This is a genomic window from Bradyrhizobium niftali, from assembly GCF_004571025.1.
Taxonomy (GTDB): Bacteria; Pseudomonadota; Alphaproteobacteria; order Rhizobiales; family Xanthobacteraceae; genus Bradyrhizobium; species Bradyrhizobium niftali.
In genome coordinates, this window is record NZ_SPQT01000073.1 from 1 (window position 1) to 10,613 (window position 10,613).

The following is a 10,613-nucleotide window of genomic DNA, read 5'->3' on the forward strand; positions in this document are numbered from 1 at the left end:
AACTCCGCAAGATTTTCCGCGCCCCAATGGATATACCTTTCAAGAACGTCATCGGCATTAGCGGCCTGATCGATAGACCCGATGACGTTTGGCAGCTTTTGAATTTGCAGGCGAGGCACATCCCCTCTTGGGTAGGTTCGACCGAAATCGTATCGGAACCACACGTCAGCGGCATAGCCCTTAAGACGACCAGTGGTAAGCGCTTCGTGTAGGGGCTTTTCTTGGACGAGCTTGCCCCGTGCAACGTTAATCAGAAAAGCGGAATGCTTCATTTTCGCGAGTTCGTCCTTGCCGAAGATCTGAAAAGTTTCGCTTGTATTCGGCATGGCCAGGACGACGTAATCGCAGTGCGGGAGTACGGAATGCAGCTCGTCGATCCCGTACATTTTATCAACGTGCTCGTGGGACCTATCCTTGTTTCTGCGCACGCCCAGAACACGCATATTAAAGCCCTTGGCGCACTTTGCGATATGCCCGCCGATATTGCCGGTCCCGATTACACCAATGGTCCGTCCATACAGCATAGAGGAACGATTCTCGTCGCCGAACAAGGGAAAGAGTCGATGATTATCCAGTGCTGCTTGGTGCTTCAGGATTGTTTTCTTAGCAAGGGCGAGTACGAACATCATCGCCTGTTCTGCAACCGCAATGGCGTTGGCTCCGCGGATGTTCGTGACCTTAAAGCCTCTCTCCTTCGCCATTGCGAGCACGCCGATCTCGCCAAGATCATCGACACCAGAATGTAGCCAAGAAAGGATCTTCAGCTTCTTCGAAATTTCGATGAGTCCCTTGGGAATTGTCCATCCGATAATCGCATCTGCGTCGACGGCATGATCTTTTAGATCCGCAAGCGTCGTTTCAAAACGAGACAGGTATTCCCCATTGGGCGCTACCACGTTAGTGCCTTCGGGCAGCGCCTTTCTGATCCATTCCACCTCTTCAGTGGTAGCGTGCCATAAACAAAGTACTTTCATCGTCCATTTCTCCCAGGCTTTCGTAAAGCTGCGGTTCATCGCCCATGCAGGCCAGCTCAGCATAATTCACTAAGGTTGAAGCAACCGCGCGCAAAAAGTGAATACGACGCTGGAATTCTGCGAAATCAACGCCATTACGAATATAATCAGGCATGGAAGCTACAGGAGCGAATTTGAGCTTTCAGCGCACAGTTAGACTCTTCGCTGGATAATGAGGTTGCCGCGGATCCAGAGGATGCAGTTGCGAATTCAACCTCACCCGACATCACGCTTGAGCAAGCTCGCAAAGAATTCAAGCACCACGCGCGTTTCCAGTCTAAAGCACTGTCAGCGATCGCACCGAATGCTGAGGAATGGGAACGACGCGGTCTCGGCGTCCCTTGCTGTGAAGCAGCACCTGCGGGCGCCCTCGCTCCAACTGAAGGTCGTTCGCGCTGACGCCGGTCTCGGTTTGGACACGCGGGCGCCGGTTCTCGCCAAGAAGAGCAGAAAGGCCCGGTCGCGCCGGCCGCGGGGCGTCGTCTGATCAGGGCCCGCGATGATGGCCTCCACCTCGGCGTTGGCGCGTCACCTCGATGTGGGCCCGTTTGGTAGGACCGTCAGAACCCGGCGGGCGACGCCGAACGATGGATCTGCGGCGGCGACGTGATGGAAGAAGGATCGCATCGCGGCTAGTCGGGCGTTGCCCGTTGCGACGGAATTGTTCCGCTTCTCCTCAAGCTCATCGAGAAAGGCGAGAACGAGGTCCCGATCGAGATCTCCAAGGGCCAACGCCACTGGCTTCTTCCGCAAACGAGCGGCGGCAAAGAGGATCAGCACGCGCAAGGCGTCGCGATAGCTGGCCAGGGTCGCGGAGGTGGCGTTGCGTTGTTTGGTCAACCGGCGACGGAAGTACGATCCAGGAGCGGCGCCAGAAGGAGGTGTTCGCTCATGCGGCGCCTCCCGGAAAGGGGAGCGCGACCTCAGCGAGCTGCGAGGCCTTCCTGCCGATACAGCGGGAGCAGGTAGCCGTATTTCATCACTGGACCAGCAACGCTTCCGACACCATCCCGCCATCGATCGCCTGGGCCGGCGCTGGTGCCTGCAGCACACCTGGCGGCGTCCCCGGCAGCCGTACCGTGGACGCACAATGCGCTTGACCTGGTACTGCATCGGAATGAGGTCGAAGGCTTCCTCGACGGTGTCCCCGATCTTATGCAGCTGCTCGGCGCAGCAGGGGCATATGTGGCTCTCGATATCGATCACGACATCGATGCGCGGCAAATGCTTCGGAAGCTTCCCCCGGTTGCGGCGCGCCGGTCGCTTTTGACGGCCCTCCACTCCGTCAGGCAGCCTGCCTGCCTCCGGTCACCTCGTTGTTGGCGGCCGCACGAGCCGCCTGTTGCCGTGATGGTGAAGACGCCGATCTCCCAAAACTGGCTTCGATTTATAACCGCCCATTCTGGCCAGGCTCAACGCCGCCGGTCTCCTCGACCCGCCGCATTGCGGGACCCTCAATCGCGGCCACGACGCGCTTGCGAAGATCCAGAGAGTAAGGCTTTCCCATCCGTGCTAGCCTCCTTCCAGCCAGCATGGTGAATCAGAAACACACTGATTAGCATCCCAAATCGATTCAACCTAACCCCCAGAACCTCTGCACGGTGGTGCGCTCGCGGCAGAGGCGCGCTGCGTGCGCTTTTGTCTGCTGGCTCACATCGAACGAACGCGTGTCAGTGCTGGCCGGCGAATTCGCATGAATAAGAATTTTCAAGGGCGGGCGTATCGAGAAGAGTTAGCAACTTTCGCTACGCTCGGGAACTGATTCACCCCAATAATGCGTCCCCCGCAATTACAGCGGTGAAATTCTGCGTACCCGGCCCCTAATTAGCCGGAAAGTTGACAACTCACAGGATAGCGTTGGAAGAAGCCAAATGCGTTCAACGGTAAGCATCGGCAGGTGGGAAGGTCGTGGCAGGACCAAACGATTTCCCTGCTATCGGAGGCAAAGGAAAAAACATGGCGACCAAAAGCCGAGAACTCTCTGTGGTGTTAAACCATCCTTTCGCGGAAACCTTTGCAAAATTTATCAGTGAGCGTTTTCCGAAAGTGCGCACGTTCATTGCACCAGACCCTGAAAGGCTGGAGCGCTACATAGGCGAGGCGAATGCACTACTTGCATTTAATTTTCCAGTTCAGTTTTTCGACAAGGCAAAAAAGCTGCGTTGGTTTCAATGTACTGGAGCAGGTGTGGATTCGCTTTTTCCCATTCGAGATAGGTTGGCAAATATCATCGTCACGAATGCACGTGGGATTCACGGCGACGTTATTGCCGACTACGTGATGGGTGGTGTGACGATGTTGCATTGGGATTTCCGTCGTTTCCTGCGTGAGCAGGGTGCTCGACAGTGGAATTCTCGTGCCGTGGCGCCGCTCGCTGACAAGGCCATTGGCGTCGTCGGACTGGGTTCAATTGGTAGCACAATTGCTCGACGCGCGAAGAGCGCGGGCATGACTGTGTTCGGCTCGAAAAGAGATGTTTCCGCCTCCGTTAATGGCGTTGATCAGTTATTCACATCAGGTCGACTTAAGGCTACCACTATGTGATTTCGTCATTGTGGCACTGCCCGGCACGCCAGAAACAGTGGGTGCGATCGGCGCTGACGAGATTGCCTGTATGCGGTCGAATGCCTTCCTTATCAATATCGCGCGGGGCTTCGTCCTTGTCGAATCCGAGTTGATTAAGGCATTGCAAACAGGCGCAATTGCCGGCGCCATGCTTGACGTGTTCGAAAAAGAACCATTACCGCAAGACAGCCCGTTGTGGTACCTACCCAACGTTATTGTGACGCCGCACTCGGCTGGCTTTCCCGAAAACTATGCGGGGCGTGTCTTTTCGGTTTTTGCCGACAACATCGACAGATACCTTCAAGGACAACCATTGAAGAATGTAGTGAACATGAGCCGCGGTTACTAGGTGACGTGGGCAGTCTCTGGCGATCAGCTGTACTGCCGGATGAAAGCCAAAACTGCAGCACAAGTCTGAATGCGAATTATGACCTATTTGTCGCGTAATCGGTTACCGAACGAATGTGGGCCCTTCGTACTAAAGAGAGACGAAGAGCGACGTCATCTCCAACGTCAATTTCATCGATGCGCCGCAGGATTTCGAAGTAATCAAAGGTCTACAACTGCCAACAACGAAACAGCGCGCCGTAAGGTTGTCGCCGGAATATGCGCCGCCCTTTTGACACTCATGCGTCTGCAAACCTCGAAGGAAGACGAGCGATCGAAGGTATTGGTGCCCGTAAACGCGTGGTCGATTTCAACGCCAAAATCCGCGTCAAGGCGGACGGTTCCGACGTCGAGCTCGCCAATGTGAAGATGTCGATGAATCCGTTCGACGAGATCGTTGTCGGGGAAGCGCTGCGGCTCAAGGAAGCGGGCAAGGCGACGGAAGTCTTCGGCGTGCCGATCGGACCGGCGCAGCCGGTCGAGACCGTCCGCACGGGTCTTGCGATGGATGCCGACCGCGGCATCATGGTCAAAGCCGAAGGCACGGTCGAGCCGCTTGTAGTCGTGAAGATCCTCAAGGCCATCGTCGATGCCGGGAAGCCCGGCCTCGTCATTCTCGTCAAGCAGACGATCGACGACGATTCGAACCAGACCGGCAGATGCTCGCAGCGCGTTTGGGCTGGCCGCAGGGCACCTTTGCTTCCAAGCTCGAGGTCGACGGCACCGGCATCAAGGTGACGCGTGAGGTCGGTGGCGGCTTGCAGATGGTGGCGCTGAAAGGTCCGGCCATCGTCACCACCGACCTGCGGCTCAAAGAGCCGCGTTACGCGAGCCTCCCCCACATCATGAAGGCGAAGAAGAAGCCGATCGATGAGAAGACCGCCGCCGACTTCGGCGTCGCTCTCACGCCTCGCCTCGAGGTTCTCAAAACCACCCAACGTCGGGCTGCAGGCCGGCGCTCGGTTGCCGAGCTCGTCGTCAAGCTCAAGACCGAGGCCGGAGTAATCTGATGACCGCGCTTCTTCTTACCGCGCACGACAACACCAATCTCAAGGACGCGACCGCGAAGGCGCTGACCGCAGCCGTTGCCCTCGGCGGCAACGTCCATGTCCTTGTTGCCGGCGCCAACTGCAAATCGGGTGCCGATGCAGCGGCGAAGCTCAACGGCGTCGCCATGGTTCTGCTCGCCGACAACGCGGCCTATGCGCACGATCTCGCCGAACCGGTGGCGGTGCTGATCATGTCGCTGGCGGCGAACTACGATGCTTTCGTCGCGCCCTCGACCGGCCGCGGCAAGAACGTGATGCCGCGCGTCGCGGCATTGCTCGACGTCATGCACGTCTCCGACATCATCAAGGTGGTAGCCCCCGACACGTTCGAGCGTCCGATTTATGCCGGCAACGCCATCCAGACCGTGAAGTCGAAGGATGCGAAGAAGGTCATCACGGTGCGCACCTCGACCTTCCAGGCAGGGGCGAAGGCGGCAGTGCCGCGGTCGAGAGCGTCGATGCTGAGGCCGATCCCGGCCTCTCCAGCTTCGTCGGCGAGGCGGTGTCGAAGAGCGAGCGTCCCGACCTGACGTCGGCAAAGATCATCATTTCCGTCGGCCGCGCCATGCAGAATGCCGAGAACTCTGCAAGTACATCGAGCTGGTGGCCGACAAGCTTCGTGCTGCGATGGGCGCCTCGCGCGCCGCAGTCGATACCGGCTACGCGCCGAACGACTGGCAGGTCGGCCAGACCGGCGAAGTGGTCGCGCCGGACCTCTATATTGCGGTCGGCATCTCCGGCGCGATCCAGTACCTGGCCGGCACGGAGGACTCCAAGCTCCATCGTTGCCATCAACAAAGACCAGGAGGCTCCAGTCTTCCAGGTCGCTGATTACGGCCTTGTTGCGGATCTGTTCCAGGCGCTGCCGGAGCTCGGGAAGGACGCCAGCGAACGTAGCGATCCTTTCAAGCGGTTGCTTTGCATTTAAAAGAGCTGTGGGGTGGCGGGCGCTTGCCGCATTTGGGCGTATGCCAAAAGAGTACGCAGGATTTTCGCCGCCGAGCTGTGAGATCGAAGCCAATTACAAGAAAGAGAAGCTAATTTTAGCGTTGCGCTTTCGCCCGGTAGGAAACGATAGCCTCGGGTTCTCCTACTATCGACGATCCTATTCGGTCACGAGTCTTAGTCTCAGAGAAAGAGAGCTATCTTGAAATACAACAATGAAAATTCCGGGGTTTGTCGAGATCAACTGCACGGCGCGGCGCCGGCATATCACCGCCACCCGCGGCCAGGTAAGCTCGAGATAGTAGCCACAAAGAATATGCGCGATGCAGCAGATTTGTCACTCGCGTATTCGCCCGGTGTTGCGTTACCATGTCAGGAAATAGTGTCCGATCCATCCAAGGCATATCTTTACACTGCAAAGGGGAATCTAGTTGCAGTAATCACCAACGGGACCGCCGTGTTGGGACTAGGCAACATCGGAGCACTGGCATCAAAGCCTGTTATGGAAGGAAAGGCTGTCTTATTTAAGCAGTTTGGACACGTTGATTCCATTGATCTAGAAATTGACGAGGCAGATCCCGAGCGGTTTGTCGAAATCGTCGCATCGCTGTCTCCAAGTTTTGGAGGAATCAACCTCGAGGATATAAAGGCGCCGGATTGCTTTACGATTGAGCAGGCATTGTCCAGCAGTTTAGATATTCCCGTCTTTCACGATGACCAGCATGGGAGCGCTATTGTAGTTGCCGCAGCTCTTAAAAATGCAACGCGATTGCTGGGTAAGGAGATCGCAAGCTTAAAGATTTGTGCCTCAGGTACGGGCGCGGCATCCATTGCGTGCCTTCAGATGCTCTTATTGCTCGGCGCCAAAAAGGAAAACATTTATGTTTCCGACAGCAAAGGTCTCGTAGTCGAAGACCGCTTAAGCTCGATTGATCCGTGGCGCGCGCAATTTGCGCAGAAAGCGGACGCCCGACATCTTAGCGACGTTATGAGCGACGCAGACGTTTATCTTGGGTTATCAGTTGCGGGCGCACTCACGCAAGATATGGTGCGCAAGATGGCGTCAAATCCTATTGTGCTTGCGCTTTCGAATCCTGTTCCAGAAATTTCGCCTGAGTTAGCACTGTCGGCCCGCCCTGATGCGATCATTTGTACGGGACGCTCCGACTATCCAAACCAAGTAAACAATGTGCTCTGCTTTCCGTTTATATTTCGCGGAGCACTCGATTGCGCGGCATTCACTATCAACAACGCCATGAAACTTGCAGCTGCGAACGCAATTGCCGAATTGGCAAGCAAACCTCTTGCTCGCTGCCAGTTGATTCCAAATCCTTTCGACGCGCGGCTATTGCCTGCGGTGGCCTCCCAAGTGGCTCTCGCTGCAATGGAAACCGGCGTTGCGCGAAAGCCAATCTCGGATATTGACGCGTATCGTAAGTCGCTTTCACAAATGAAAGTTTAGTTGTTCGCACGAACACGATTCAGCCGAGCTGGTCTTCGAGCCCCTTGATGTGATAGCTACTGACGACGACTGCGTAGTTGTGGCCACGTGAAAAGCGCAGATCGCGACGAGAGCAGAAAGCGTCGGATCGAAAACGAGCATGGAAGACGAAGGAAATCCATCTTGGCAGAGCAATCAAGGTCGGTGACAGGAGTTGCGAGTAGTGGCTCTTATCCCGACGAGGGAACGCTCACAAGCAATTACTGGCGGCTCGGCGCGTACCTCGTTGCGCGGATACGGCGTGCAAGCATAGTCGAACTCCGACGGATCGAGGGATTCCCTTTATCCGATTGGTTGCGAAATGATATCGGTTTGAGCAAGGACGCAACGAAAACGACAGCTGATCGAATTGACGAGATGAGGCGAAATCATATCGGCTGGCTTTAGCCGCGGCGTCGCGCGTCCGCTGAAACGGACCGGGCTCTACGCACTCCGTTTACCGCGCCCACAGGTTGCGCCCCATCCGAGTGACGAAGTGCTGTTGCGCTCCTCGCCAGGGACACCCGCGTTGGGGATCAACCCATACGCGCGGTCCGCGTAAGCAGTATGAACCTCCTCCGAATGAGTGGACACCTTTAGTAGGCTCATTGAGCCGGGAAGGTTTCGAATGGAACGTTCCACGTTCAATTTGCAGCAATTGGGCCGTCGCGCCCAAAGAAGTGAAAAGTTTGTCTGCTATCAGGCGTCGAGCTCGACAATACCGGTCGATTCGCAGTGAAGCTCAATAGCCTACGGCGCATTGGAGGGAGTTAGGCTTGCAAACCTAACTCACAAGAACCCTTTTAGTAGCCGGCCAGGGGACCATAACGGACCACGCGTACACGATTTCCGGCACCATCCGCACACTTATCGGCTGGTATCGCGACGGGATCGATGTCGAGCGGCAGCTTCCGGCGCTTTCCACCTATCTCGGTCACGCCTGCGTACGCGACACCTATTGGTATCTCTCGGCCTGTCCGGAACTGATGGAAGAGGCAGTCCGGCGTCTCGACCGACGCTGGGACGCCAAGCCATGAAGCCGAGTAGCAACCTCGCCGCGCTCATCGAGCGTTACTTCACCGAGCAGCTCATGCGTCAGCGCAATGTCAGCGTCAACACGATCGCATCCTACCGAGACACGTTCCGGCTGTTGTTCACGTTTGCACAGGCGCGACTCCGCAAGCTCGGACGTGTCGCGGCTGCGCCTTAGTAGTGCTAGGAGGCGCAATGAAGTCATGTGCGGCAGCCGGCTCGTTCTCGAACAGAACTCACAATGAGCACGGCGCGAATTACCGGTATTGATCTCCTTTGGACATCAATCTGTAAGGGCCTCTCCTCAGCGCAACCGTAGACACGGTGGCGCACTACGCGACTGAGCGATGACAAGCGCCTGAGTGCAAGAACCTGCGGCGTAAGACAAGGCATCAGTTTCAGTCAACGATCGGGTGAGCCCTCAACGGGAACCGCAAATCCCGCCTTCGCGGTCCATAGTGACCATCGTCGAAAACCTTTAATGTCTGCGGTCCCATAGAAGAACTAGCGGGTGAACTGCTCATAAGCGTCCATGGTGCGTGCAGTAATGTATAGCGCGAAGTCGGCTCCGCCCGTGACGTGAAATCCATTGATGACTCAGCTGACGAGTTTATGGCCTTTGAGCTGATCGATGATGTCTGAACACTCCCGCTCGCGGCTCACCAGCACGAGCATTTGAATCGGTCGTCCCACCGCCTTTGCGGAAACGATCGAGTCCCCAGCCTCGATAATGCCTTCCGAACGAAGCCTCTTTAGTCGTGTTGACAGACGGTAGCAAAGAGCTCCGCCATTTTGCCGATCACCTCGGAAGGTAAAGATTGTTCTTTTGCAGGATCTCGAGGAACACATGATCGTCCGCGGACTTTAGGCATATTTCGTTGCAAAATCGCGCTGCGGTGCAGGAAATCGACTGAACAACCGGGAAATGCGCCGCAAATATCTTTGCGCCATCAGTATCCTGAACGCACAGCTAATTTCAACAAAGCTCGGACCTCTAAATGGCCCTCCAAAGCACTCGTTACAGCCCTCGGTCGCAAAATCTGCGCCGTCGCGATTTTGTCGCCGGGGCCGCGCTCGTTGATGGCCGCTGGATTGCGGTTGAGCAAAGCGATACTGAAGTTGATCCGGCTGCTGGAGAAGAGATCGCTGAGGTTGTTTGTTGCGCGGCGGCCGATATGAATCTGGCGATCGCTGCAGCTGAACGGTTCCTGCCTGGCAAGAATTATTGCCGACGAAACGCGGCGCGATCCTTAGGTCCTGGGCGTCATTGATGCGCGATCAGTCGGAGAAGCTTGCGATCCTAGTGACAGGCGAGCGGGGTAAGCCGCTCGCCGAAGTGCGCCACGAAGTTGCGTGCGGTGCTGGACTTTTGGAGTGGTTCGCTGCAGAGGGGGGGGGTGTGCATACGGAGGGACGATATCCAGTCATAAGGTTGGAAATCTCCTTCAAGTGCAAATGCAGGCGATCGGTGTCGCTGCGGCGATAACTCCTTGGAAGTTTCTGCTTGCCATGATTGCACGAAAGGCGGGAGCGGCGCTTGCGCGTTGTCCAATCATCGCGAAGTCTGCTCTCGAGGCGCTCCTCTCTGCTCTTGCTGTGGCCAGATTGGCTGAGGAAGCCGGCGTCCCGCGCGGTGCGTTTCAAGTGCTCGTTGGTAAGCCAATCGAACTTTTGATGCCTCCACTGCGCGATACAAGAATACGCGCAGCGGAATACACGGAACCAGAACACGTGTTTCGGCGATTTGGCGGCTTAGGAGAACCGGTATGATTGATATTAAAACCATCGCTGAACGTGATCGCGCGACAGTTCTGCATCCTTTCACCCAGCTCAAGGAATTCGCTACTGGTAAGATCGGTGATCCCACCATCGTCACTGGGGGTAAGGGTATCCGCATTGAAGACGCGCAGGGGCGTAGTTACATAGATGGCTTTGCTGGTCTGTATTGTGTAAATATTGGCTACGGCCGGACTGAAGTGGCTGAAGCCATCGCGCGCCAAGCCTACAAATTGGCATACTACCACACTTACGCGGCCCACACGACGGAAGAGCTGGCGACCCTCTCTGATCGTCTCATCCGAATGGCGCCAGGTAAGCCGAGCAAGGTATTCTTTGGGCTGTCCGGATCGGACGCCAACGAAA

Annotated in this window: 10 protein-coding genes and 4 pseudogenes; 10 read left to right on the forward strand and 4 right to left on the reverse strand. The window is 56.4% G+C overall.

Annotated elements, in window-relative coordinates:
- From E4K65_RS45685 to E4K65_RS49900, 4 genes and pseudogenes are all read right to left on the reverse strand, one after another.
- Positions 1-974, reverse strand: a 974-nt coding sequence (locus E4K65_RS45685) for an NAD(P)-dependent oxidoreductase (RefSeq protein WP_135179642.1), incomplete at its 3' end; no start/stop codon positions are given.
- Entirely contained in the window at positions 940-1,128 is a 189-nt protein-coding gene (locus tag E4K65_RS45690) for a hypothetical protein (RefSeq protein ID WP_135179643.1), read from the reverse strand. The genes E4K65_RS45685 and E4K65_RS45690, both read right to left, overlap by 35 nt.
- 413 nt (positions 1,129-1,541) lie before the next feature.
- Positions 1,542-1,853 carry a site-specific integrase gene (locus tag E4K65_RS49330; protein WP_235886054.1) on the reverse strand — a complete coding sequence of 104 codons (312 nt, stop codon included), beginning with the start codon at positions 1,851-1,853 and terminating at the stop codon, positions 1,542-1,544.
- Between the two features lie 282 nt (positions 1,854-2,135).
- Positions 2,136-2,294: pseudogene (locus E4K65_RS49900) on the reverse strand (IS66 family transposase); the annotation flags it as partial.
- A gap of 675 nt (positions 2,295-2,969) precedes the next feature.
- Here E4K65_RS49900 and E4K65_RS49675 point away from each other — a divergent pair.
- The 10 genes and pseudogenes from E4K65_RS49675 to E4K65_RS45745 form a co-directional block, all read left to right on the forward strand.
- Positions 2,970-3,557 carry an NAD(P)-dependent oxidoreductase gene (locus tag E4K65_RS49675; protein WP_283813942.1) on the forward strand — a complete coding sequence of 196 codons (588 nt, stop codon included), beginning with the start codon at positions 2,970-2,972 and terminating at the stop codon, positions 3,555-3,557.
- A gap of 10 nt (positions 3,558-3,567) precedes the next feature.
- Positions 3,568-3,927, forward strand: a complete 360-nt coding sequence (locus E4K65_RS49680; RefSeq protein WP_283813943.1) for an NAD(P)-dependent oxidoreductase — start codon at positions 3,568-3,570, stop codon at positions 3,925-3,927.
- 279 nt (positions 3,928-4,206) lie between these two features.
- Positions 4,207-4,975 (forward strand): annotated as a pseudogene (locus E4K65_RS45710) (electron transfer flavoprotein subunit beta/FixA family protein).
- Positions 4,975-5,942: pseudogene (locus tag E4K65_RS45715) on the forward strand (electron transfer flavoprotein subunit alpha/FixB family protein). Before E4K65_RS45710 ends, E4K65_RS45715 begins: the two co-directional pseudogenes overlap by 1 nt.
- A 219-nt stretch (positions 5,943-6,161) precedes the next feature.
- On the forward strand, positions 6,162-7,421 hold the full coding sequence (locus E4K65_RS45720; RefSeq protein WP_347340987.1) for a malic enzyme-like NAD(P)-binding protein: 1,260 nt from the start codon (positions 6,162-6,164) through the stop codon (positions 7,419-7,421).
- Between the two features lie 1,051 nt (positions 7,422-8,472).
- Positions 8,473-8,613: pseudogene (locus E4K65_RS45730) on the forward strand (integrase); the annotation flags it as partial.
- A gap of 856 nt (positions 8,614-9,469) precedes the next feature.
- On the forward strand, positions 9,470-9,742 hold the full coding sequence (locus E4K65_RS49355; RefSeq protein WP_235886053.1) for a hypothetical protein: 273 nt from the start codon (positions 9,470-9,472) through the stop codon (positions 9,740-9,742).
- Entirely contained in the window at positions 9,739-9,957 is a 219-nt protein-coding gene (locus tag E4K65_RS49685) for a hypothetical protein (protein WP_283813944.1), read from the forward strand. The genes E4K65_RS49355 and E4K65_RS49685 overlap by 4 nt, the downstream gene beginning before the upstream one ends.
- Entirely contained in the window at positions 9,927-10,241 is a 315-nt protein-coding gene (locus E4K65_RS49690) for an aldehyde dehydrogenase family protein (RefSeq protein ID WP_283813945.1), read from the forward strand. The genes E4K65_RS49685 and E4K65_RS49690 overlap by 31 nt, the downstream gene beginning before the upstream one ends.
- Positions 10,238-10,613 (forward strand): aminotransferase class III-fold pyridoxal phosphate-dependent enzyme (locus tag E4K65_RS45745; RefSeq protein ID WP_135179644.1); only part of this gene is annotated, 376 nt, incomplete at its 3' end. The genes E4K65_RS49690 and E4K65_RS45745, both read left to right, overlap by 4 nt.

Bases quoted from the DNA above. Each gene is read 5' to 3' on its own strand.
- E4K65_RS45690 (WP_135179643.1), bottom strand. From the start codon at position 1,128: ATGCCTGATTATATTCGTAATGGCGTTGATTTCGCAGAATTCCAGCGT.
- E4K65_RS49675 (WP_283813942.1), top strand. From the start codon at position 2,970: ATGGCGACCAAAAGCCGAGAACTCTCTGTGGTGTTAAACCATCCTTTC.
- E4K65_RS49355 (WP_235886053.1), top strand. From the start codon at position 9,470: ATGGCCCTCCAAAGCACTCGTTACAGCCCTCGGTCGCAAAATCTGCGC.
- E4K65_RS49690 (WP_283813945.1), top strand. From the start codon at position 9,927: ATGCAGGCGATCGGTGTCGCTGCGGCGATAACTCCTTGGAAGTTTCTG.